The organism is Paenibacillus lentimorbus NRRL B-30488 (assembly GCF_000411595.1).
Classification (GTDB): Bacteria; Bacillota; Bacilli; order Bacillales; family Bacillaceae; genus Bacillus; species Bacillus velezensis.
Genome location: NZ_ANAT01000026.1, coordinates 95,662 through 118,898, shown reverse-complemented (window position 1 = coordinate 118,898; position 23,237 = coordinate 95,662). Strand labels below are relative to the sequence as shown.

Sequence of the window (23,237 nt, the reverse complement as noted above, 5' to 3'; positions counted from 1 at the left end):
GGAGGTGATACACATGTCACAATCAAACAGCGGAAACAGCAACCAGCTTTTAGTGCCAGGCGCTGCTCAAGCTATCGACCAAATGAAGTACGAAATCGCTTCTGAATTCGGTGTAAACCTTGGACCGGAAACAACTTCTCGCGCCAACGGTTCTGTCGGTGGAGAAATCACAAAACGTCTTGTCTCTTTTGCTCAGCAAAGCATGGGCGGAAGCAGCCAGCAGCAGTTTTAATCACAACTTCACATAATGGCTAAGAGAGCGGGGAATTCCCCGCTCTTTTTTCATGAGTATAGATAGAAGGCGGGAAGCAATTTATGCATATTTTTATTGTAATGGCCTATGTTTATGTATAATGGGGAAAGAAAGTGAGGAGTTGTTCGTGTTAAAACGAGAAGATTTAATCGCCCCAAAGAACTATAACCTTGTAAATGAAATCGAAAAGTTCAGCCGTTCCAAAGAGAAGAACGCGCTTATTTGGGAAGATCAAACAGGCGGCAAGAAAGTCTGGTCGTATGAAAAATTGATGGAAGAAACGAATAAAATCGGAGCCCGCCTGAAAGGACTCGGATTTGAAAAAGGCGATAAGCTGATTGTCATGGTTCCGAGAGTGCTTGAAGCGTATGCCGTTTATTTAGCGATCTTAAAAGCGGGGATGGTCGTCATTCCTTGCTCGGAAATGCTGCGCGCCAAAGACCTTGAATACCGGATCAAACACGCCGAAGTGAAAGGCGCTATCGTTTTTCCTTCATTTATAAACGCGTTTGACGAGGTGAATACCGAGCAGCTGGTGACATTGTCAATCGGTGAAAATGATGCCGGCTGGAAAAACCTCTTAACGATTGAAGCGGACGGAAACAGTTTTCAAACAGCTGATACAACAAGAGAGGACATGGCGTTTTTGTCCTATACTTCAGGCACGACCGGCCAGCCTAAAGGCGTTGTACATACACACGGCTGGGCCTTTGCCCATTTAAAAACATCAGCCGGTGCATGGCTGGATATTTCTGAAGATGATACAGTGTGGGCCACCGCGGCGCCCGGCTGGCAGAAATGGGTGTGGAGCCCGCTGCTCGCCGTTCTGGGAAGCGGCGCGACAGGATTCATTTATCACGGCAGATTCAGCGCCAAGACGTATTTAGAGCTGCTGGAGCGCCATCAAGTAAATGTCTTCTGCTGTACCCCGACGGAATACCGCCTGATGGCAAAAGTGGAGGAGTTGGACAAATATGATCTTTCTGCCCTTCACAGCGCAGTTTCTGCGGGTGAGCCATTAAACCGGGAAGTCATTGACGTATTCCGAAAGCATTTCGGCATTAAAGTGAGAGACGGATACGGCCAAACGGAGAGCACCCTGTTAGTCGGCGTCCTGAAGGATATGGATATTAAGCCGGGAAGCATGGGCAAACCGACCCCTGGAAATCAAGTGGAGATTATAAACGATAAAGGCGAAATATGCGAAACTGGCGAAACGGGCGATATCGCCGTGCATTTGAGCACACCGGCCTTATTCAAGGAATATTATAAAGATCCCGAAAGAACGAAAAAGCAGATTCGCGGAGATTATTTTCTTACAGGAGACCGCGCGAAAAAAGACGAGGACGGCTACTTTTGGTTTGAGAGCCGCAATGATGACATCATCGTCAGCTCCGGATATACAATCGGGCCTTTTGAAGTAGAGGACGCGCTTGTGAAGCATCCGGAAGTGAAAGAATGTGCCGTCGTGGCGAGCCCGGATGAAATCAGAGGTTCAATCGTAAAAGCCTATGTCGTTTTACAAGACGATGAAAAGCGCAGTGACGAACTTGTCAAAGAACTGCAAAACCACGTAAAAACGATTACGGCGCCTTACAAATATCCGAGAGAAATTGAGTTTGTCGAAAGCCTGCCGAAAACGGCGTCCGCAAAAATCAGACGTGTGGAGCTGAGACAGCGTGAAGAACGGCTGAAGGCTGATAAAAAGCATAATACAGGATAAAGGGTGAGCGGGGATGAAAGCGATTTGGCACGGCGGCACCATCTATACAATGCTGGACAAGAATCATGTCACTGAAGCCATTTATACCGAAGAAGGCGTCATCAGGCAGACGGGCAGCTTCCGGGAGCTCCAAGGAACATACGGTTCGCCTGATACGGAGGAAATCGATTTACATGGGGCTGTCATGTTCCCGGGGTTTACGGACAGTCATATGCATTTAATCGGACACGGGGAAAAACAGCTTCGCCTCGATTTGTCGCAGCTGACGTCAAAAGAAGCGATACTGCGGGCCGCAAAAGAAGCAGAGCGTGAATTGGAAGATGGCGAATGGCTGATCGGCGAAGGCTGGGATGAAAATCTGTTTGAACGGCCGGATTACGTCACGAAGCATGACCTTGACCCGCTCTTTCCCGACCGCCCCGTCCTGCTGAAGCGGGTATGCCGGCACGCCGCGGCGGTTAATTCGGCCGCATTGCGCGCGGCGGGAATTACAAACGAAACACCTGAACCAAACGGCGGGGTTATCGTCCGGGACGGCACCGGTCCGACAGGCCTTCTGCTGGATAAAGCCCAAGAGCTTGTGACACAGGCCCTGCCGCCCGTCTCACTTCACTATGTCAAACGCGCGCTTCAAACGGCGATTACGGACTGCTGGTCAAAAGGCCTGACAGGCGGGCATTCAGAAGACCTGGCATACTACGGAGACGCGTCCGTTCCCGTTGCCGCGTACGAGTCATTAACCGGCAGCGGCCTTTATCCTTTTCGCGCCCATCTGCTCGTACATCACGAAGCCGTCGACAGCTGGAGCGCTCTGGATAAATCGACCGGACCTTATCTGGAATACGGAGCGATGAAAATTTTTGCTGACGGCGCGCTCGGAGGCAGAACCGCTCTATTGAAAAAGCCTTATCATGATGATCCGTCAGTTTCCGGCGTTCAGGTGCATGATGACGAAATCCTTGCCGCTCTTGTTTATAAAGCGAGAGAGAAAGGGTTGGAGATCGCCGTGCACGCGATTGGCGACCTTGCATTTGAAAAGGTGCTGGATGTTATCGAAAGATACCCGGCAAAGCCCGGACAGCTAGACAGGCTCATTCATGCGCAAGTATTAGATGACGGATTGATTGAAAGAGCCGCCCGGCTGCCGATCGGACTTGATCTTCAGCCGCATTTTGTGGCCAGTGATTTTCCGTGGGTGATTGACCGGCTCGGAGAAGAGCGGATGAAAACGGCTTTCGCCTGGAAAACACTGCTGTCAAAAGGGCTGCTGTGCGCCGGAGGTTCAGATGCCCCGATTGAGCCGGCCGATCCGCTTCTGGGCATTCAATCGGCTGTGCTCCGTACGAGCAAGCAGCACCCGGAAGGTCCGGCCTATTATGAAAAAGAGTGCCTGACCGTGTACGAAGCCATTCAGCTTTACACGGAGGGAAGCGCGGCCATCATCCATAAAGAACATAGCCGCGGCCGTATCGCCCCCGGCTATGATGCCGACTTTACCGTACTCAGCGGTGATCCGTTCAGGACGGACCCGAAAAAGCTTCATGAATTGGAAGCTGTCAAAACCGTCGTCGGCGGCCGTATCGTATATGAAAAAGAGGACAGGCAGTGATGCCCGTCCTCTTTTTTATGATAAAAATGATCGCTTTACTTTTTCCCAGAAAGAATTGTCTTTCAGTTTCACCGTTTTGATTTTTTTATCGGATAGTGTAATCTCAACCTTTTTGACATTCCGCGTGCTGAGCGCTTCATTATCAAGCCCGATAATCGGATGCTCATTGCCGTCTTGCACCACCTGCAGTGTCAGCTTCCGGTCTGAGCTTAAAATAAACGAAGATCCGAGTGTACGGTATGTGTTGTTGTTCAACGACGCCAGTTCGGATACCTGCATGCAGGAAATCAAAGGATCAACAACGGCGCCTGAAACAGATTTATTGTAGGCAGTGCTGCCCGTCGGGGTGGAAATGATCATCCCGTCTCCTCTGAACGTCTCAAAATGAAGATCATCAATTAACACATCCATCACAAACGTTTTAATAATGCTTGAACGGATGGAAACCTCGTTTAAACAGTGAAAATGATTGCTGCCGTCCACCGTTACGTGAATGAGCGGGTATTTTCTGACCTCAAGCTGTTCCGCGGTCATGCTGGCCGCCATTTTTTCAGGCTCATCGCTGTGAAAATCACAGTACAAATGGGCTTTCCCTTTTTTAGCGATGCCGACATACAGGCAGTCATCACGGAATCCGGTTTTTCTGACGGCTTGCAGAAATGAGCCGTCGCTGCCGATGCTGGCGATAATTCCGGCATCCTCCGGTTGAGCCGCAACTGTAAAACCGTGCGATTCAGCAAGCTGCTTCAAAGAGCTGACTTGTTCTTTTGTTTCGTTGTTTTGTTTGTGAAAAAAATAAACATTGCGGCGAAGATCGGTCATATCCCCATTCCCCTTTGCTGTCATATTTACGTTTTTCTCCCAGCAGGTATTGTGTTAAAATACCTGTGGCAATAGTGTAACATGTTCCCTGTTTATCCGTTAAGGGAAAGCGCTTCATGAAAAAAATGAATCTTTTTTACGGGGAAACGTACGAATATTGACAGAAAAGGAGGAGAACAAATGAATGCAAAAAGATGGATTGCGCTCGTCATCGCGCTCGGCATTTTCGGCGTATCAGTCATTGCAAGTGTGACCGTCGGGGTGCTGAAGAATATCGGAGATACAGGGTCTGACTTTGCATCACTGACAGATGACACAGAGGAAGTGACGCTGGATAAGGGCAGCCCCGGCAGTAAAATCGCCGTGCTTGAAGTGGACGGCACGATTGAGGATAACGGCGGGTCCGCTGGCCTGCTCAGCTCAGGCGGGTATGATCACAGATCATTTTTAAAACAGGTTGAGCGTGCGAAAGAAGACAAAAGCGTCAAAGGAATTGTGCTGAAAATCAATTCCCCTGGCGGAGGCGTGTACGAAAGCGCGGAAATACATAAAAAACTGGAAGAACTAAAGAAAGAAACGAAGAAACCGATTTATGTATCCATGGGCTCCATGGCGGCATCGGGAGGCTACTATATTTCAACGGCCGCCGATAAAATCTATGCTTCACCGGAAACGCTCACGGGTTCACTGGGCGTCATCATGGAAAGCGTCAATTATTCCAAGCTCGCCGATGAACTCGGCATCAAGTTTGAAACCATTAAAAGCGGCGCGCATAAAGACATCATGTCCCCGACCCGCGATATGACGAAGGAAGAAAGAAAGATCATGCAGACAATGGTCAACGATTCTTATGAAGGATTTGTCAATGTCATTTCAAAAGGCCGGCACATGTCAAAAGCGGATGTGAAAAAATTGCCGACGGCCGTGTTTACGACGGCAGACAAGCGAAAAAAATCGGCCTCGTTGATGAGCTCGGTTTTTACGATGATACGATCAGCGCGATGAAAAAGGACCATAAAAATATGAAAAACGCTTCAGTCATCACATACGAGGAAGGATTCGGATTAGGCTCGCTCTTTTCCATGAGCGCAGCGAAAATGTTTAAAAGCGAAATTGATTTTCTGAATATGAAAGAACTCATTTCGCAATCCGGTTCGCCGCGGATGATGTATCTCTATGCAAAGTAGGGGGGAAGAAAGAATGGACGCGACTTACGAAGGCTTTCACGGCAAAGAAGAGGAAGCCGAACAACAGAGGGCGCCCGAGCAGGCATATGCGGGCTTTTGGATCAGGTTTTGGGCGTTTCTTCTTGATTGGCTGGTGGTCTGGGGACTTAACCATCTCATCGTTTCACCGATTTTCACGCTGATGAAGCTCCCGGCAACAAGCGGAATGTTTACAATCTCAGCTTATTCCGTCACAACCCTGATCGTCTACCTCGCCTATTTTGTGTTCATGACGAAATGGTTTCATCAGACACTCGGCAAGATGGTCTTCGGGTTAAAGGTCACTTCTTTGACGCCCGGAAAGCCGCTGACTTGGAGCACCGTCATTTTCAGAGAAGCGGTGGGGCGTTATATCGATAAAATCTGGATTCTCTATATCGTCATTGCGTTTACGCCCAAAAAGCAGGGCATTCATGATCTGATCGCCGACACAACGGTAATTCACGAAGCGCTGTACCGCAAATAAAAGCAGTAAACCCGGAATAAACGTCCGGGTTTATTTTTTTGGTTTTGGCGATAATGCTGCTAAGGAAGTGAAGCTTATGGGATATGCCGCAGCAGCTGTTATTCTCATTCTCATTTTGGCCTGGCTGCTCATGAGGATGAAAATCCATCTGACTTTCGAATATCTTCACGATAAAGATAACGACAAACTGACGTTTAAACTCTCGGCCTTATACGGGCTGATCCGTATTAAAAAAACGCTGCCCGTCATTAAAGTAAACAGCGAAGACGCGTCAATTGATGTCAAACAGGACACAAAATCAGAAATGAAAGGTCAGAAAAAAGAGAAGAAAAAAATCACATATGAAGATGTCAAACAGAGCATTCACAGAATAGAAATGATTCTGCACCAAGTCTTTCAGATGCGCCAAATCGCCGCTTCATTTCTTGCGGGAGTCCGTGTTACGAAGTTCGAATGGGTGACGGTTATCGGAATAAAGGACGCCGCCGTTACGGGAATCGCCGCCGGCGGATTGTGGGCCGTAAAGGGAGGCCTGACGGCGATGCTGTATGATCATCTGCGTTTCATACATAAACCGGTGTGCGAAGTCATTCCGTCTTTTCAAGTGCCTGCATCCAAGACGCATTTGCAGTGTATATTCTTTTTTCGTTTTGGACATCTTATAGGTGCAGCTTTCAAATTGCTCAAATACGGGCGGAACGGACTTTCTATCATACGAAAGAAACAGCCGGTTCCGGTTGCTTCAAAGAATGATTCATCAGTTTAAGGAGGAGCGCATATGGCAGACCATCCCATTCAAGGTTTAATGAAAACCGCTATGGAAAATTTAAAAGAAATGATTGACGTGAATACAATCATCGGCGATCCTGTTGAAACGCCTGACGGCAGCGTAATCTTAACGGTTTCAAAGGTCGGATTCGGATTTGCGGCGGGCGGAAGCGAGTTTGGAGGAAAGCCGGCTGAAAAAAGAACCGATGATGATGAAAGAAAAGAGCAGAAGCTCCCGTTCGGCGGCGGAAGCGGCGGCGGAGTATCCATTACGCCGATTGCGTTTCTGATTGTCGGAACAAACGGCGTGCGTATGCTTCATTTAGACGAAAACACCCATCTGATTGATAAACTGTTAGACTCCGCGCCTCAAACGATTGAACGCATCCAGCATATGTTTAAAAAGAATGAAAAAGGCCGGAACCAAAAAAGAACGGATATCGATTTATAACAGAAAAGTTAACTGCCGCCCGCAGTTAGCTTTTTTTACGATGCGGCATAACCTTTGCAGTTTGCATAAAACTCGACTATGATAGAGCTATACATAGATAAAGGGAGGAATCAGAATGGCTGAAATTACATTTAAAGGCGGAGCCGTGACGCTGATCGGACAAGAAGTGAAACCGGGTGACCAAGCTCCTGACTTCACGGTTTTGACAAACGGATTAGAAGAGAAGACATTAGCAGATATGAAAGGGAAAGTAACGATCATATCCGTTATTCCTTCCATTGACACAGGCGTATGTGACGCGCAGACACGCCGCTTCAACGAAGAAGCCGCAAAACTCGGTGATGTGAACGTTTATACAATCAGCGCCGACCTTCCGTTTGCACAAGCGCGCTGGTGCGGAGCGAACGGAATTGATAAAGTGGAAACATTATCGGATCATAAAGAGATGTCATTTGGTGAAGCATTCGGTGTTCACATCAAAGAACTTCGTCTTTTGGCACGTTCCGTATTCGTCCTTGATCAGGACGGAAAAGTCGTTTACGCGGAATACGTAAGCGAAGCGACAAACCACCCGAATTATGAAAAGCCTATCGAAGCTGCAAAAGCGTTAATCAAGTAAAGAGAGAAAAAGAGCTCCGGGTGCTGCCGCGGAGCTCTTTTCATGGCAAGGAGGAAACAGCATGCAACACGACCATGTCGGTCAGATTTATGAACTTTTAGATGAAGCCGCCCAAGTGATAGCAGAAGGCCTTGAGATTTCTTATATTGAGGGGCTTGCGGAGGCGGGAGAGATGTATTTTCTTGAAACGGCCGACCAGCTTCCGCTTCAGGAAAAGCACACCGGCGAGCTTAAAAGCCTGCTTGCGAAAGCAGACTTCAGAAAATGGGAGCATGAATGGATCCGCAAGGCGTTCCAGCTCGCCATTTTAAAAGGACTGAAAGATAAGTCCCATCCGAACAGACAGATGACGCCTGATACGATCGGCCTTTTCATCAGTTACCTCGTGAATAAATTTACGGGCGGCCGAAAAGGCCTGACATTGCTGGACCCCGCCTGCGGCACCGGAAATCTTCTGCTGACCGCGGCAAACCAGCTTTCTGACAAAGCGGCAAAAAGCTTCGGCATTGAAATCGACGATGTCCTTCTGAAGATCGCTTATGCTCAGGCGAATCTGCAGGAAAAAGAAATGGAGCTGTTCTGCCAGGACAGTCTTCAGCCGTTATTTATCGAACCGGCCGATGCGGTTATCTGCGATTTGCCGGTCGGCTACTATCCGAATGACGAAGGCGCTGAAGCGTTTGAGCTGAAAGCGGATGAAGGCCACTCATTTGCTCACCACTTATTTATTGAGCAGAGCGTCAAACATACAAAACCGGGCGGATACTTATTTTTTATGATTCCGAACCATCTGTTTGACAGCGCGCAAAGCGATAAACTGAAGCGGTTTTTTGCGGAAAAAGTGTATATCAACGCCCTTCTCCAGCTGCCGGCTACGATGTTTAAAGACGAAGCGCAGGCAAAGAGCATTTTAATCTTGCAGAAAAAAGGCGAAGACACAAAGCCGCCGAAACAAGCGCTTTTGGCGAATCTTCCTTCTTTTGCGAACCAGCAGGCGATGCGGGAGATGATGGCAAAATTGGATCAATGGATTCAAAAAGAAAATAATGACGAAAAAGCAGTGTGAGACGCAAAATCCCGCGCTGCTTTTCGCTTTTTAAAATGAATGGAAATCAGGGCGAAAACACAAATTAAGGAAAGAAAATAATATTCCGTAAGGCCGTGCCGTCTATTTGGCACAAATGAGATTTATCAGAAAATATCGACTTCGTGTTGTAAGCGGTACCAATGTGGATGTTGACTTGAAATGCTGGGTTGACAATGTTTAAATGGAAAAGTCAGATATTTTTTGGACCGCAGTTATGGTCTGGGAAAAAAGAACGAACAAACGAAGAAGAATTTTGATAGGAGCGTCATTTATGTCTAAAATTATTGCAATTAACGCAGGAAGCTCATCTTTAAAATTTCAGTTATTCGAAATGCCTTCAGAAAAGGTGCTAACAAAAGGTTTAGTAGAACGGATCGGTATCGCCGACAGCGTTTTCACTATCTCTGTTAACGGCGAAAAAAATACAGAAGTGACAGATATTCCGGATCATGCGGTTGCGGTGAAGATGCTGCTTCACAAGCTGACTGAATTCGGTATTATAAAGGATTTAAATGAAATTGACGGAATCGGCCACCGTGTGGTTCACGGCGGAGAAAGATTCAGCGATTCTGTTTTGCTTACGGATGAAACAATCCGTGAGATTGAAGAGATTTCAGAACTTGCGCCGCTTCACAACCCGGCTCACATCGTCGGCATTAAAGCCTTTAAAGAAGTGCTTCCGGATGTACCTGCGGTTGCAGTATTTGATTCGGCGTTCCACCAAACGATGCCTGAGCAATCTTACCTGTACAGCCTTCCGTACGAATACTACGAGAAATACGGCATCCGCAAATACGGTTTCCACGGCACTTCTCATAAATACGTGACACAGCGCGCCGCTGAGCTTCTCGGCCGCCCGCTTGAAGATTTGCGTCTGATTTCCTGCCACCTCGGTAACGGCGCAAGTATTGCGGCCGTAGAAGGCGGAAAATCCATTGATACGTCAATGGGCTTCACACCGCTTGCGGGTGTTGCGATGGGAACACGTTCAGGAAACATCGACCCTGCATTGATCCCGTACATTATGGAAAAAACGGATCAGACGGCAGATGAAGTATTAAATACGTTAAATAAAAAGAGCGGACTGCTTGGCATATCCGGTTTCTCCAGCGACCTTCGCGATATCGTAGAAGCTTCAAAAGAAGGAAACGAAAGAGCGGAAACGGCTCTTGAAGTGTTTGCAAGCAGAATCCATAAATACATCGGTTCTTACGCTGCGAGAATGAGCGGCGTTGACGCGATTATTTTCACTGCGGGTATCGGTGAAAACAGCGTTGAAGTCAGAGAACGCGTGCTTCGCGGCTTAGAATTCATGGGTGTATATTGGGATCCTGCGCTGAACAACGTGCGCGGCGAGGAAGCGTTTATCAGCTACCCTCACTCTCCTGTCAAAGTCATCATCATTCCGACTGATGAAGAGGTCATGATCGCACGCGACGTTGTCCGCCTTGCACAGTAATGATCGAAAAAAGCACATCCTTTAGGGTGTGCTTTTTTATTGAATGCCCCAGAGTCAAACGTTACGATATGTTTAATACATAAACGATGAGGTGAAGCAATGAGTGTGCATGAACATAAACAAGAAGCCCCGTCAGCCGTGCGCTGCAAGGTGATTACAGTCAGCGACACGAGAACGAAAGAAACCGACAAAAGCGGGCGCGTCATGATGGATTTCATCAGAGAAGCAGGATTTGAAACGGTCGCTTATGACATTGTAAAAGATGAAAAAGATGAATTGCAGAAAGCCGTTTTATCCGGCTGTATGGATGAATATACAGATGCGGTGCTGTTAAACGGAGGGACGGGCATTGCCGAAAGGGATGTCACAATTGAAGCGGTCACGCCGCTGTTTTCAAAAGAACTCCCGGGATTCGGCGAGCTGTTCCGCATGCTGAGCTATACGGAGGACATCGGTTCCGCCGCCATTTTGTCCAGAGCGTCAGCGGGTGTGATCCGAAATACCGCAGTCTTCTGCACGCCCGGCTCCTCAGGCGCCGTAAAGCTTGCAATGAGTAAACTGATTATTCCTGAACTGCCTCATATGCTCCGGGAAATCCGAAAAGATTTATAAATGTATAAAAAGGCTTTGCTCCGCTCAAAAAATTGGGTGGGGTTTTTTTATAAAAGGCTTGAAAAAACAGAATTTACTTGTTACAGTGTATACATACAAAATGTATTTTTATTAATTAAAACTAATTTTTATACAAAGGGAGCTTTTAACATGGCAGAACAAAAAAAGGTTGTATTGGCATACTCAGGAGGTCTTGATACTTCTGTAGCGATAAAATGGCTGCAAGAACAGGGATACGATGTTGTTGCCTGCTGCTTAGATGTTGGGGAAGGAAAGGATTTGGCATTCGTTCAGCAAAAAGCGCTGGAAGTAGGCGCCGTAAATTCGTATGTGATTGATGCGAAAGAAGAATTCGCCCGGGAGTACGCGCTCATTTCTATGCAGGCCCATACAATGTATGAAGGCAAGTATCCGCTCGTATCTGCACTATCCCGTCCGTTAATCGCGAAAAAACTCGTTGAAGTGGCGGAAAAGGAAAACGCGGTGGCCGTAGCGCACGGCTGCACGGGAAAAGGCAACGATCAGGTTCGTTTCGAGGTATCCATTAAATCATTAAATCCTGATCTGGAGGTCATTGCTCCGGTCCGTGAGTGGCAATGGTCGCGTGAAGAAGAAATTGAATACGCTGCAAGCCGCGGCATACCGATTCCGATCAATCTTGACAGCCCGTATTCCATCGACCAGAACCTATGGGGACGCGCCAATGAATGCGGTATATTAGAAGACCCGTGGGCGGCGCCGCCTGAAGGGGCATATGACCTGACAGCATCTCTTGAAAACACGCCGGACGTTCCGGAAATCATCGAAATCGCATTTGAAGCCGGTGTTCCGGTTTCAATCGACGGCGTAACCTACCCGCTCGCTGATTTAATTCTCAAGCTGAACGAGACTGCCGGAAAACACGGCATCGGCCGGATTGACCATGTAGAAAACCGCCTGGTCGGCATTAAGTCCCGTGAAGTTTATGAGTGCCCGGGCGCCATGACTTTAATTACGGCTCACAAAGAGCTTGAGGATCTGACTTTAGTGAAAGAAGTGGCCCATTTCAAACCGGCAATTGAACAAAAACTGTCTGAAATCATCTATAACGGTTTATGGTTCTCGCCGTTAAAAGACGCGCTGCTTGCATTCCTGAAAGAAACCCAAAAGCACGTCACCGGCGTTGTGCGAGTCAAGCTGTTTAAAGGCCATGCCATTGTAGAAGGACGTAAGTCGGAATATTCACTCTACGATGAAAAACTTGCGACATATACAAAAGACGATGCGTTTGACCATCATGCGGCAATCGGCTTTATCGAGCTTTGGGGACTGCCGACAAAAGTAAACAGCATTGTGAAAAAGAAGGAGCAGATTGAAGCATGAAGAAGCTTTGGGGAGGCCGTTTTCAAAAACACCGGAAAAGTGGGTCGATGAGTTCGGCGCATCCATCACATTCGACCAAAACTTAGTCAAAGAGGACATTACAGGGTCTCTCGCTCATGCGGCAATGCTGAAAAAATGCGGCATTCTGACGGAAGAAGAAGAAGGCGCCATCCGACAGGGGCTGCAGACCCTCCTGCAAAAAGCAGAGGAAGGAACGCTTGAATTCTCTGTTGATTATGAAGATATCCATTTGAATATTGAAAAAATGCTGATCGAAGAAATCGGACCGCTAGGCGGCAAGCTCCATACCGGCAGAAGCCGGAATGACCAGGTGGCGACCGACATGCATTTGTATTTGAAAGATCATGTCTCGCATATCATCGTGCTGATTGAACAATTCCAAAAAGCGCTGATCGAAAAAGCGGAGGCCAATGTCGAGACCATTCTGCCGGGGTACACCCATTTGCAGCGGGCTCAGCCGATTTCTTTCGCCCACCATCTGCTTGCTTATTTTTGGATGCTTGAACGGGATAAAGAGCGTTTTCGGGATGCTATGAAGCGGATTAACATATCGCCGCTCGGATGCGGGGCGCTTGCCGGAACTACGTTTCCGATAGACCGTAACTATTCGGCGGAGCTGCTCGGTTTTGACTCCATTTATGAGAACAGTCTTGACGGAGTCAGTGACAGAGATTTTATTCTCGAGTTTTTAAGCGGCAGCAGCATGCTGATGATGCACCTTTCACGTTTATCAGAAGAAATCATTCTATGGTGCTCGCAGGAATTCAGATTCATTGAACTGGATGATACGTACGCGACGGGAAGCAGCATGATGCCGCAGAAGAAAAACCCCGACATGGCGGAGCTGATCCGCGGTAAAACCGGACGCGTATACGGCGATATGATGGGTCTTTTCACGATTATGAAAGGGCTCCCGCTCGCTTACAATAAAGACCTGCAGGAAGATAAAGAGGGCATGTTTGACACGGTGAAAACCGTAGAAGGAAGCCTTCAGATTTTCACGGGCATGATTGAAACGATGAAAGTAAACAAAGACATCATGAAACAAGCGACAAAACAAGATTTTTCAAACGCGACGGAACTTGCCGATTATTTAGCTAAAAAAGGCATGCCGTTCAGAGAAGCGCATGAAGTGGTCGGCAAGCTTGTGTACAGCTGTATTGAAAAAGGAATCTATTTGAGTGATATGGCATTTGAAGAATTCCTTCAAGCCAGCAGTCTCTTTGAAGAAGATATCTATACAGTGCTAGATCCGCATCATGCGGTTGAAAAAAGAATGAGCGCCGGCGGAACGGGTTTTCAGCAGGTAGAACAGGCGCTCGTAAAAGCAAAAGCCTGCGCCGGCATTTAATTTGCTGAAATTTCCTTCATATTTTCCCATCATATCAGACACCCTACATCTATAAAAGATGGGAGGTAGAAGGAATGCGCAAAGAACAAGACCGTTACATCTATGATGAAAAAGAAAGTGAAGAAACGGCCAGGCTCATCTCAGAGGCATACCAAAGCGGTTATGTCGGCATGGAGGAAGCCTCTGCTCCTTCAGAAAATTAAGCTGTCTGTAAAGACGGCTTTTTTTCGTGCAGACGAAGTGCAAAAAAGTGATATTGCCGTTTGTTTATAGTAAAGTAGAGGGAGAAACGTCTTGATCTTATTGAAGCGGCTACGTTGCCTGGGGAGGGTATTCAATGTGCGACATGCTCTAATCACTGCCGGTACAAAGGGATTGGGCCGAAAAGTGACTGAAATGCTTCTGGAAAAAGGATTTTCTGTCACAGTGAATTACAGACAGGACGAAGAAGCGGTCGCTTGTCTGAAGGCGGATTATCCCGGGTGCCATGACAGATTGCAATTCGTTAAGGGCGATGTAACCCGGAAAGAAGATCTCATGCGGATCGCCGATGCAGCCCTTCAGCGGTTTGGAAGGATTGACATACTGATTAACAATGCCGGGCCGTACATATTTGAGCGCAAAAAGCTTGCCGATTACTCCGATGACGAATGGTATGACATGCTTGAAGGGAATTTAAGCGCCGTTTTCCATCTGTTTAAAGCGGTTATCCCGGTCATGAGACAGCAGCGGTTCGGCCGGATTATTACATACGGTTTTCAAGGAGCGGACCATGCCCCCGGCTGGCTTCACCGTTCCGCTTTCGGAGCGGCTAAAGTCGGATTGGCTTCGTTAACGAAAACCATTGCGATTGAAGAAGCCGAATCAGGCATTACAGCCAATATGGTCTGCCCGGGCGATATTGTAGGAGATATGAAAGAAGCGTCTATAGAGGAAGCAAGACGGAAAATCGGCAAAGAAAAGACGCCGATCGGCAGGTCCGGAACCGGAGAGGACATTGCGAGAATCATCGCCTTTTTATGTGAAGAAGATTCCGATCTTGTAACCGGAACGGTCATTGAAGCAACAGGCGGGCTGAATGTGATTAACAGGCATCAATCCCTGTAAGTTTTTTCGTTTGTCAAAAAGGGAACTTGATAAATATTAATTTTTTATGAGGTGAAAACGATGAAAGTGACTTATCACGGACATTCTGTCATTCAAGTGGAAACGAAAACCCATAACATTATTTTTGATCCGTTTCTGACCGGAAACAGTCTGACAAATTTGAAACCGGAAGAAGTGAAAGCGGATGTCATCCTGCTTACTCACGGACACAATGACCATGTCGGAGATACAGAGCAGATCGCCAAACAAAACGATGCGCTCGTCATTGCGCCGAACGAGCTGGCCGTTTATCTCGGCTTTAAAGGGTTAAAGGTCCACCCGATGCATATCGGCGGGGCGCACCAATTTGATTTCGGCAAAGTAAAACTGACACAGGCGTTCCACGGATCGGCGGTCACTGATGAAGAAAACAAAACCATCACATACACCGGGATGCCGGCCGGGATTTTATTAACGATTGACGGCAAAACAATTTTCCACGCCGGCGATACGGCGCTGTTCTCAGATATGAAACTGATCGGGGAACTGAATCACATTGACCTGGCGTTTCTGCCGATCGGTGATAACTTCACCATGGGGCCTGAAGATGCGAAACTCGCGGCTGAATGGCTGAGAGCGAAACAGGTCGTCCCCGTTCATTACAATACATTCCCCGTCATTGAACAGGACCCTGACGCTTTCGCAGAAAGTCTGCCCGGAGGCGTCGGCAAAGTCATGGCGGTCGGTGAGACCATTGAGCTTGCCTGACATATGTGTCGAAGACCTTCTGAATCAAGCATTCAGAAGGTCTTTTTTGTGATGCCGCCTTTTTTCGGGCGTCTCATTGCGAATGAATCCCCCGTACCCTTATAATAAAAGCAGAAGACTGTCCTTAGAGGTGAAACGCTTGGCAACAAAGCATGAACAAATCCTATCATACATAGATTCGCTTCCTGTCGGTGAAAAAATTTCGGTCAGAAGAATTGCGAAAGAAATGAAAGTCAGTGAAGGAACGGCTTACAGAGCCATTAAGGAAGCCGAAAACAAAGGATTCGTTTCCACTATTGAACGTGTGGGGACCATCCGGATTGAACAGAAGAAAAAAGAAAATATTGAAAAGCTGACATACGCCGAGGTCGTCAATGTGATAGACGGCCAGGTGCTCGGCGGAAAAGCCGGTCTGCATAAAACGTTGAATAAGTTTGTGATCGGGGCGATGGAGCTTGACGCGATGATGCGTTATACGGCCGCGGGGAACCTGTTAATCGTCGGGAACCGAATCAACGCCCACCGCCAGGCGCTTGAAGCAGGCGCGGCCGTTTTGGTAACAGGAGGGTTTAATACCGATGACAGCATTATCGAGCTGGCCGATATGCTTGAGCTTCCGATTCTCTCCACGAGCTACGATACCTTTACGGTCGCCGCGATGATCAACCGGGCGATCTATGATCAGCTCATAAAAAAAGAGATTGTGCTCGTGGAAGATATTTTGACGCCCGCAGATCGGACAGTGACGCTGTTCCCTAAGGATAAACTGGAGAAATGGTACGAAAAGAACTATGAAACCGGACACGGCCGCTTTCCGGTTATCGATCAGCAGATGAAAATCCACGGAATCCTCACGCCGAAAGATATCGCGGGGCATGACCGGTCAGTTCCCATTGAAAAAGTAATGACCAAAAACCCTGTCACGGTGATCGGGAAAACATCTGTCGCCTCAGCGGCTCAAATGATGGTTTGGGAAGGAATTGAAGTGCTTCCGGTGACAGACGGGCATCACAAACTGATCGGAATGATCAGCCGCCAGGATGTCTTAAAAGCGCTTCAAATGGTTCAAAAGCAGCCTCAGGTCGGGGAAAAGCTGGATGATATTGTTTCAAGGGGATTTAAAGAAGAGGAAGATAACAAAACGCCGGCCGTTTATCAATATGAAGTCACGCCGCAAATGACCAATCAGCTCGGCACGATTTCTTACGGGGTGTTTACCACGATTTTAACCCAGGCCGCCAGCCGATTTTTACGCTCCCGCAAACGCGGCGAGCTGGTCATTGAAAGCATTACGATTTTCTTCCTGAAGCCCGTACAGATGGAGTCGGTCATTGAAGTAAAACCGCGCATTTTAGAGGCGGGCCGGAAATTCGGGAAAATGGAAGTGGAAGTGTCAAGCCAAAGCGGCATCGTTTCAAAAGCGATGCTCATGGTGCAGCTGATGGAGAGAAGTTAAGGGACACACCCGGGTCCCTTGGCATTCATTATGCGTGGTCCCTCTCCGCTTCCTTTGCATGGATGGGCTCATAATGCTTATAGGCTTTATACCCGGCCCATGCGCTGCCTGCTCCGATTAAAATGAAGACGCCGCCGATGACCAGGGTCAGAACGGAGTGGAACAGAATCATTTGGTTTACTCCGTACAAAAGCACCAGCGCGCCTAATGCCATACTTGATTTAGCCGAAAAACATTCCTTCTCCAGCGCCCGTTTCGTCTGGATTCCTTTTACTTTGTAATACACGTAAAAGCAGGCAGAAAGCCCGATGAGAAAAACAAAAACCAGCATAAATGAAATCCTCCATTATATGAGTTTGCAAAACCGTTTATACCGTTGCTGAAAGATTTTCCTTTTCCATGGATAAAGAGTATGATTAAATGAATAAAAACGAAAAGGAGAAAACGATGAAATCCGAACTGATCAGAACCATATCATTATATGACACCATTATCTTACATAGACATGTGAGGCCTGACCCGGACGCCTACGGTTCGCAGTGCGGCCTTACGGAAATCCTGCGGGAAACGTATCCCGAAAAAAATATTTTTGCCGTCGGACAGCCTGAACCGTCCTTGTCTTTTTTATATTCCCTCGATGAGGTGGATGACGAAACCTATAAAGATGCTCTAGTCATCGTGTGCGACACCGCAAACCAAGGCAGGGTCGACGATCAGCGCTACCATTCCGGCGCAAAGCTCATGAAAATAGACCACCATCCAAATGAAGATCCGTATGGCGATCTGTTATGGGTCGATACGAATGCAAGCTCCGTAAGCGAAATGATCTATGAGCTGTACCTGGAAGGAAAGCAGCACGGCTGGAAACTGAATACGAAAGCAGCTGAGCTGATCTACGCGGGTATCGTCGGTGATACGGGGCGCTTCTTGTTCCCGAACACCACAAAAAAGACATTAAAATACGCGGGAGAGCTCATTGAGTTCCCATTTTCATCGTCAGAGCTGTTCAATCAATTGTATGAAACAAAGTTAAATGTGGTGAAGCTTAACGGCTTTATTTATCAAAATGTGTCACTGTCTGAAAACGGCGTCGCTTCCGTTTTCATTAAAAAAGACATATTGGAGACATATGGAACCACCGCTTCTGAAGCGTCGCAGCTTGTCGGAACACTCGGAAATATTTCGGGTATCCGCGCTTGGGTGTTTTTCGTAGAAGAAGACGATCAAATCAGAGTCCGGTTCCGTTCAAAAGGTCCGGTCATCAACGGAATTGCCCGGAAATACAATGGAGGCGGACATCCGCTTGCGGCCGGCGCATCCATCTTCAGCTGGGATGAAACCGATCAGATTCTTGCTGATCTGGAAGAGGTATGTAACGAACACAAGTAGAGGGGAGACCCTCTTTCTTAGTGTTCATCTGTCACGGGGATGAACCAGCAGCCGAATTCAGTCAGGTCTTCGTAGACGCGGAGATTACAGATTTGGAGTTCTTTTTTTATGAGGGAAGCGAGTGTGTCTGTTTCTGCATATGCGGAATAGCCTTGTCTGATTCGGGCTGCATGATCTTTTGCCAAGCGGCGTTCACTAAAAACCTCCATTTTCCCTTCCTCCCTTCAGAATCGTTGAAAATGTCTCATCTACAGTTTATAAAAAAGCGGAGAAAAAAGCGACAGATCTATGGAAAATTTTTAAAAATGACATAATTACGTCGCAAAAGAAATATGAATTTCGACAGACAATCTCGTATAAATCGTCAGTTCCTTTACTTCAGCTTTAAATTCCTTCTCATTTATGGTGTATATTTTGTTTTCGATCGTCCGTTTTAAAAGTTCCTTTGTTTTATACACGCTTTCAATATCCTTTGTGATGACTTCAGAAATATTATCTTTCACCTGCTCCTCAAATTTCATCTTGTCAGGCTGGGCAATTCTGTATTTTTCCCAATTAATCAGCTTCACATCAACACTTTGGATGAGAAGTCTTTGCTTATTATCCTCATTTAATTTATGAAGATCTTTCTGATAGATGGAGATTTGGTTTTTAAATCCCGCGCGTGCTCCCGCTGCTTTTCAATTAACGTCACCTGTTCTTCCTGAAACGTTCCGTATGTAAACAGAAAGAACAGCCAGCTGACGATGGCTCCGCACATCATTCCCGCAAAAAAACGCTGCCATCCCGGTTTTTTATAATACTCTGGAATTCTCATGATGACATATTCTCCTGGGTCAGCCATGAAATAATCAGCCAGCCGGTCTGCGCGCCGCCCATTGCTGAAATAATTAAAAGAAGCTGTTTGAAGATGTCGCGCGTGTTGCCTTCAAACAGCCCCCGCTCGAAACTGTATACCGCGTCAAATGTTCCCCCGATGGCCGCGACAAGCGCCCAGATCTTCAGCCTGTTCGCTAATTTTGTGATCGCCGTCAGCGGAGGCTCGCCTGATAAATAAGCTCCGAGGCCGCCGATCAGCGCGCCGCCGAGCAACACACCGAGAGCGATAAAATAACTGCTGATGAAATTCGCCATAAAGCCGGCTTCCTGATCCATATATACACCACCTCACTTTTCTATCATATTGAGCGAAACGGACAAGTATGATGATGAGTCAAAAAAGAACATTTGTTTCTTAAGAAAACCCGTCTTATAATGTAGAAAGGCAAAATGAACGTATGGGAAAGGAGTGGCGGCATTGTCTTTTGTTCACCTGCAAGTACATAGCGGCTACAGCCTGTTAAACAGCGCCGCTTCTGTAAAAGAGCTTGTTACACAAGCGAAGGAACTCGGATATTCATCATTGGCGCTGACGGACGAAAATGTGATGTACGGCGCCATTGAGTTTTATAAAGCATGCAAATCAAACGGAATTAAGCCCATTATCGGTCTGACGGCTTCTATATACACGGACGATACGGAGCTTGAAGCACACCCGCTCATTCTTTTAGCGGAGACAAACACCGGTTATCAGAACCTGGTGAAAATCTCAAGTGCGCTGCAATCCATGGCCAAGGGCGGCATGAAGCGAAAATGGATGAAGAGCTATCATGAGGGGCTGATCGCCATTACGCCCGGTGAAAACGGGTACATTGAAAGCCTGCTTCAAGCCGGGAAGTTTGAAGAAGCGGTCCGGGCTGCCGAAGGATTCCGGGAGCTGTTCGGAGACGGCCGTTTTTATTTAGGGTACCAGCCGTTTAAAGGACATGAGACGTTATCAGAAGAGATTCTCCGCCTGTCAGCCGAGACGGAAATCGCTGTCTGCGCTGCGGGGGATGTCCGCTATATCAAGAAAGAAGATCAAGATGCGTACCGCTGTCTGTGCGCTATTAAAGCCGGAGAGAAATGGGAGGATCAGAGCGGGAATCTGCCGGACTTATACTTGAGGGCGCCTGAAGAAATGGCAGAGCTTTACACGCGGCATCCGGAAGCGATTGAAGCAGCCGCCCGTATCGCCCGGCAATGCCGGGTCGATGTCAGCCTCGGACAGACACAGCTTCCGTCTTTTCCGGCGCCGGACGGCAAATCAGCCGATGACTATTTGGAGGAAGTCTGTCACGAGGGGCTGCGTCTCCGTTTCGGCACTCCTGATGAGCGGGCTGTCCGCCGGCTTGAATATGAGCTGGACGTCATCAGGCGCATGAAATTCAGTGATTATTTTCTCATCGTATGGGACTTTATGAAGTACGCGCATGAAAAGGGCATTGTGACAGGCCCGGGAAGGGGGTCCGCGGCAGGCTCGCTTGTCGCTTACTCGCTTTTCATTACCGACGTGGACCCGCTTAAACATTCTCTGCTGTTTGAGAGATTTCTTAATCCCGAGCGGATCAGCATGCCGGATATTGATATCGATTTCCCTGATACGAGAAGGGATGAGGTCATTCAGTATGTGCAAAATAAGTACGGGGCCATGCACGTCGCCCAGATTATCACCTTCGGGACATTGGCCGCAAAGGCGGCGTTAAGGGATACCGGGAGAGTGTTCGGAATCAGCCCGAAAGAAGCCGACCAGCTTGCCCGCCTGATTCCGTCAAAACCGGGAATGACGCTTGAGGAGGCGAGGCGGCAGTCCGCTCAGCTGAACAGGCGGCTGTCCGAATCCTCCGTTCTTCATAAAGTGTTTCAGATCGCAAGGAAAATCGAAGGTCTTCCGAGACACACGTCAACACACGCGGCCGGGGTCGTTCTCAGTAAAGAGCCGCTTTCGGAAGTTGTCCCTCTTCAAGAAGGGCATGACGGCGTGTATTTAACGCAGTATGCGATGGATCACCTGGAAGATCTCGGTCTTTTGAAAATGGACTTTTTAGGTTTGCGCAACCTGACGCTTATTGAATCCATTAAAACGATGATTGAAAAAGAGACGAATACGAAAATTGATTTTTCCGAGATTTCTTATCAGGATGAAAAAACATTCTCGCTATTGTCAAACGGTGATACGACGGGCATTTTTCAGCTGGAATCATCAGGGATGAGAAACGTGCTGAAGCGCCTGAAGCCGTCAAGACTGGAAGACATTGTCGCGGTTAACGCGCTTTACAGGCCGGGACCGATGGAAAATATTCCGTTATTTATCGATCGGAAGCACGGCCGCGCGCGTGTGGAAGTGCCGCACGAGGACGTAAGAAATATTCTCAGTGACACTTACGGCGTCATCGTCTATCAAGAGCAGATAATGATGATCGCCTCGCGCATGGCAGGGTTTTCATTAGGTGAAGCGGATCTGCTCAGACGGGCTGTCAGCAAAAAGCAAAAGGACATTCTGGACAGAGAGCGAAGCCATTTTGTTGAAGGGTGCTTAAAAAAGGAGTATTCTGTAGTCACTGCAAACGAGGTCTACGATCTGATTGTAAAATTCGCTAACTACGGATTCAACAGAAGCCATGCTGTCGCATACAGCATGATCGGCTATCAGCTCGCCTATTTAAAGGCGCATTATCCGTTATATTTTATGTGCGGGCTGTTGACGAGCGTCATCGGCAATGAGGACAAAATATCGCAATATCTGCATGAAGCGAAGGGGAGCGGGATTCAAGTCCTTCCGCCGTCAATAAACAAAAGCGGTTTTCCGTTTGCGCCGGAAAACGGAGCCGTCAGATACAGTTTGCGGGCCGTTAAAAACGTAGGCGTCTCGGCAGTGAAAGATATTTATAAAGCAAGAACACATAAACTGTTCGAGGATCTTTTCGATTTCTGCTTTCGCGTACCTGCAAAAAGCGTGAATCGGAAAACCATCGAAGCCCTTATATTTTCTGGCGCCATGGACGAATTCAATCAAAATCGCGCCGCCTTGCTGGCTTCCGTTGATGTGGCTTTAGAGCACGCTGAACTTTTTCGTGCAGACGATGACCAAATGGGATTGTTTTTGGAAGAATCGTTCTCCATTAAGCCAAAATATGTAGAGGCTGAGGAATTTCCGCTCGTGGACAAGCTTCGGTTCGAAAAAGAAGCTCTCGGTGTTTATTTCTCAAGCCATCCTTTGTCTGCTTTCAGGGATCTCCTGAACAAACGGGGGGCGCAAGCGATCACAGCAGCGCGGCAGATGCCGAAGGGACAGCTGTCAATCGGCGCTTTGCTCGCGGGCATCAAAACGATTCGGACAAAGACAGGTCAGCATATGGCGTTTCTCACATTAAGCGATGAAACGGGAGAAATGGAAGCCGTCGTGTTTCCTGACCAATATAGAAGGCTGTCTCCGCTGTTAAAAGAAGGCGCGCTTTTATTCGCCGCCGGAAAAATGGAAGAGCGTCAGGAGAAGACACAATTCATCATGTCATCCGCCTCTCTTCTTGAGCAGACCGAGGCAGACAGAGCGCCGTCTGTTTACATCAAAATCGAAGGCAGCCGGCACAATCAGGAGTTTTTGGAAAAGATGAAGCGTATTTTACTGGAGCATAAAGGGGAAACCGGCGTTTATCTATATTATGAAAAAGACAAGCAGACGATCAGGCTGCCGGATACTTTTCATATTCAGGCGGACCATCAGGCGTTATACCGTTTAAAAGAGCTGCTGGGCCGTGAAAACGTCGTGTTAAAATAGTGGTAACAATAATCGTTTTGTTATACAATTGAAACAATTGTGCTATCTTATTTAAAGATTCTGAAATTTTTCA

At 47.6% G+C, this 23,237-nt stretch carries 21 protein-coding genes and 3 pseudogenes; 19 read left to right on the top strand and 5 right to left on the bottom strand.

From position 1 onward, the window contains the following. The first annotated feature begins 13 nt into the window (after window positions 1-13). From D368_RS14690 to D368_RS14680, 3 genes are all read left to right on the top strand, one after another. A complete protein-coding gene (locus tag D368_RS14690; RefSeq protein ID WP_003152415.1) occupies window positions 14-232 on the top strand; it encodes an alpha/beta-type small acid-soluble spore protein in 219 nt (72 codons plus the stop codon). 148 nt (window positions 233-380) lie between these two features. After that, window positions 381-1,976, top strand: a complete 1,596-nt coding sequence (mbcS, locus tag D368_RS14685; protein ID WP_128574931.1) for an acyl-CoA synthetase MbcS — start codon at window positions 381-383, stop codon at window positions 1,974-1,976. Between the two features lie 13 nt (window positions 1,977-1,989). Further along, window positions 1,990-3,585, top strand: coding sequence for an amidohydrolase (locus tag D368_RS14680; RefSeq protein WP_064115658.1), 1,596 nt, complete (start codon window positions 1,990-1,992; stop codon window positions 3,583-3,585). 15 nt (window positions 3,586-3,600) lie between these two features. Here D368_RS14680 and D368_RS14675 read toward each other — a convergent pair whose 3' ends face one another. Beyond that, complete coding sequence (locus D368_RS14675) at window positions 3,601-4,407, bottom strand: NAD kinase (protein WP_015240378.1); 807 nt, start codon at window positions 4,405-4,407, stop codon at window positions 3,601-3,603. Between the two features lie 180 nt (window positions 4,408-4,587). Here D368_RS14675 and sppA point away from each other — a divergent pair. The 14 genes and pseudogenes from sppA (at window position 4,588) to D368_RS14610 (ending at window position 17,139) form a co-directional block, all read left to right on the top strand. Next, a pseudogene (gene sppA, locus D368_RS14670) lies at window positions 4,588-5,594 on the top strand (signal peptide peptidase SppA). A 13-nt stretch (window positions 5,595-5,607) separates the two neighbouring features. Further along, complete coding sequence (locus D368_RS14665) at window positions 5,608-6,099, top strand: RDD family protein (RefSeq protein WP_007408048.1); 492 nt, start codon at window positions 5,608-5,610, stop codon at window positions 6,097-6,099. 76 nt (window positions 6,100-6,175) lie between these two features. Beyond that, window positions 6,176-6,865 carry a DUF2953 domain-containing protein gene (locus D368_RS14660; protein WP_015417997.1) on the top strand — a complete coding sequence of 230 codons (690 nt, stop codon included), beginning with the start codon at window positions 6,176-6,178 and terminating at the stop codon, window positions 6,863-6,865. 12 nt (window positions 6,866-6,877) lie between these two features. Beyond that, entirely contained in the window at window positions 6,878-7,318 is a 441-nt protein-coding gene (gene ytfJ, locus D368_RS14655) for a GerW family sporulation protein (protein ID WP_003152423.1), read from the top strand. Between the two features lie 115 nt (window positions 7,319-7,433). Beyond that, window positions 7,434-7,937 carry a thiol peroxidase gene (gene tpx / locus D368_RS14650; RefSeq protein ID WP_007613091.1) on the top strand — a complete coding sequence of 168 codons (504 nt, stop codon included), beginning with the start codon at window positions 7,434-7,436 and terminating at the stop codon, window positions 7,935-7,937. 61 nt (window positions 7,938-7,998) lie between these two features. Next, complete coding sequence (locus D368_RS14645) at window positions 7,999-9,003, top strand: class I SAM-dependent methyltransferase (RefSeq protein WP_128574930.1); 1,005 nt, start codon at window positions 7,999-8,001, stop codon at window positions 9,001-9,003. A gap of 292 nt (window positions 9,004-9,295) precedes the next feature. Next, window positions 9,296-10,483 (top strand): acetate kinase, encoded by a 1,188-nt coding sequence (locus tag D368_RS14640; protein ID WP_101562339.1) that lies wholly within the window; start codon window positions 9,296-9,298, stop codon window positions 10,481-10,483. Between the two features lie 99 nt (window positions 10,484-10,582). After that, complete coding sequence (locus D368_RS14635) at window positions 10,583-11,095, top strand: MogA/MoaB family molybdenum cofactor biosynthesis protein (protein ID WP_101562338.1); 513 nt, start codon at window positions 10,583-10,585, stop codon at window positions 11,093-11,095. Window positions 11,096-11,245: 150 nt separating this feature from the next. After that, complete coding sequence (locus tag D368_RS14630) at window positions 11,246-12,457, top strand: argininosuccinate synthase (RefSeq protein WP_003152428.1); 1,212 nt, start codon at window positions 11,246-11,248, stop codon at window positions 12,455-12,457. Next, window positions 12,454-13,829: pseudogene (gene argH / locus D368_RS14625) on the top strand (argininosuccinate lyase). Before D368_RS14630 ends, argH begins: the two are co-directional and overlap by 4 nt. Before the next feature lie 74 nt (window positions 13,830-13,903). Beyond that, window positions 13,904-14,032 carry a hypothetical protein gene (locus tag D368_RS20250; protein WP_003152430.1) on the top strand — a complete coding sequence of 43 codons (129 nt, stop codon included), beginning with the start codon at window positions 13,904-13,906 and terminating at the stop codon, window positions 14,030-14,032. Window positions 14,033-14,168: 136 nt separating this feature from the next. After that, a complete protein-coding gene (locus D368_RS14620) occupies window positions 14,169-14,936 on the top strand; it encodes an SDR family oxidoreductase (protein WP_017418355.1) in 768 nt (255 codons plus the stop codon). Window positions 14,937-14,996: 60 nt separating this feature from the next. Continuing rightward, on the top strand, window positions 14,997-15,683 hold the full coding sequence (locus D368_RS14615) for a metal-dependent hydrolase (protein WP_003152432.1): 687 nt from the start codon (window positions 14,997-14,999) through the stop codon (window positions 15,681-15,683). A gap of 139 nt (window positions 15,684-15,822) precedes the next feature. Further along, a complete protein-coding gene (locus D368_RS14610) occupies window positions 15,823-17,139 on the top strand; it encodes a CBS domain-containing protein (RefSeq protein WP_003152433.1) in 1,317 nt (438 codons plus the stop codon). 28 nt (window positions 17,140-17,167) lie between these two features. Here the strand turns inward: D368_RS14610 and D368_RS14605 are convergent, their stop codons facing one another. Next, on the bottom strand, window positions 17,168-17,470 hold the full coding sequence (locus tag D368_RS14605) for a YtpI family protein (protein ID WP_003152434.1): 303 nt from the start codon (window positions 17,468-17,470) through the stop codon (window positions 17,168-17,170). Between the two features lie 116 nt (window positions 17,471-17,586). On the opposite strand from D368_RS14605, the gene D368_RS14600 reads away from it, so the two are divergent. Continuing rightward, the gene (locus tag D368_RS14600) at window positions 17,587-18,528 is read left to right on the top strand and encodes a DHH family phosphoesterase (protein ID WP_003152435.1); all 942 of its coding nucleotides are present in this window, start codon (window positions 17,587-17,589) and stop codon (window positions 18,526-18,528) included. Between the two features lie 17 nt (window positions 18,529-18,545). On the opposite strand, the gene D368_RS14595 is transcribed toward D368_RS14600, so the two are convergent. The 3 genes and pseudogenes from D368_RS14595 to ytrH form a co-directional block, all read right to left on the bottom strand. After that, a complete protein-coding gene (locus D368_RS14595) occupies window positions 18,546-18,737 on the bottom strand; it encodes a YtzJ family protein (protein ID WP_003152436.1) in 192 nt (63 codons plus the stop codon). 105 nt (window positions 18,738-18,842) lie between these two features. After that, window positions 18,843-19,345 (bottom strand): annotated as a pseudogene (ytrI, locus tag D368_RS14590) (sporulation membrane protein YtrI). Further along, on the bottom strand, window positions 19,342-19,683 hold the full coding sequence (ytrH, locus tag D368_RS14585) for a sporulation membrane protein YtrH (RefSeq protein ID WP_003152438.1): 342 nt from the start codon (window positions 19,681-19,683) through the stop codon (window positions 19,342-19,344). Before ytrH ends, ytrI begins: the two are co-directional and overlap by 4 nt. A gap of 142 nt (window positions 19,684-19,825) precedes the next feature. Here ytrH and dnaE point away from each other — a divergent pair, with 142 nt between their 5' ends. Further along, window positions 19,826-23,164 (top strand): DNA polymerase III subunit alpha, encoded by a 3,339-nt coding sequence (gene dnaE / locus D368_RS14580; protein ID WP_101562337.1) that lies wholly within the window; start codon window positions 19,826-19,828, stop codon window positions 23,162-23,164. Window positions 23,165-23,237: the final 73 nt, after the last annotated feature.

Bases quoted from the DNA above. Each gene is read 5' to 3' on its own strand.
- D368_RS14690 (WP_003152415.1), top strand. From the start codon at position 14: ATGTCACAATCAAACAGCGGAAACAGCAACCAGCTTTTAGTGCCAGGC.
- D368_RS14680 (WP_064115658.1), top strand. From the start codon at position 1,990: ATGAAAGCGATTTGGCACGGCGGCACCATCTATACAATGCTGGACAAG.
- D368_RS14675 (WP_015240378.1), bottom strand. From the start codon at position 4,407: ATGACCGATCTTCGCCGCAATGTTTATTTTTTTCACAAACAAAACAAC.
- D368_RS14665 (WP_007408048.1), top strand. From the start codon at position 5,608: ATGGACGCGACTTACGAAGGCTTTCACGGCAAAGAAGAGGAAGCCGAA.
- D368_RS14660 (WP_015417997.1), top strand. From the start codon at position 6,176: ATGGGATATGCCGCAGCAGCTGTTATTCTCATTCTCATTTTGGCCTGG.
- ytfJ (WP_003152423.1), top strand. From the start codon at position 6,878: ATGGCAGACCATCCCATTCAAGGTTTAATGAAAACCGCTATGGAAAAT.
- tpx (WP_007613091.1), top strand. From the start codon at position 7,434: ATGGCTGAAATTACATTTAAAGGCGGAGCCGTGACGCTGATCGGACAA.
- D368_RS14645 (WP_128574930.1), top strand. From the start codon at position 7,999: ATGCAACACGACCATGTCGGTCAGATTTATGAACTTTTAGATGAAGCC.
- D368_RS14640 (WP_101562339.1), top strand. From the start codon at position 9,296: ATGTCTAAAATTATTGCAATTAACGCAGGAAGCTCATCTTTAAAATTT.
- D368_RS14635 (WP_101562338.1), top strand. From the start codon at position 10,583: ATGAGTGTGCATGAACATAAACAAGAAGCCCCGTCAGCCGTGCGCTGC.
- D368_RS14630 (WP_003152428.1), top strand. From the start codon at position 11,246: ATGGCAGAACAAAAAAAGGTTGTATTGGCATACTCAGGAGGTCTTGAT.
- D368_RS20250 (WP_003152430.1), top strand. From the start codon at position 13,904: ATGCGCAAAGAACAAGACCGTTACATCTATGATGAAAAAGAAAGTGAA.
- D368_RS14615 (WP_003152432.1), top strand. From the start codon at position 14,997: ATGAAAGTGACTTATCACGGACATTCTGTCATTCAAGTGGAAACGAAA.
- D368_RS14605 (WP_003152434.1), bottom strand. From the start codon at position 17,470: ATGCTGGTTTTTGTTTTTCTCATCGGGCTTTCTGCCTGCTTTTACGTG.
- D368_RS14600 (WP_003152435.1), top strand. From the start codon at position 17,587: ATGAAATCCGAACTGATCAGAACCATATCATTATATGACACCATTATC.
- D368_RS14595 (WP_003152436.1), bottom strand. From the start codon at position 18,737: ATGGAGGTTTTTAGTGAACGCCGCTTGGCAAAAGATCATGCAGCCCGA.
- ytrH (WP_003152438.1), bottom strand. From the start codon at position 19,683: ATGGATCAGGAAGCCGGCTTTATGGCGAATTTCATCAGCAGTTATTTT.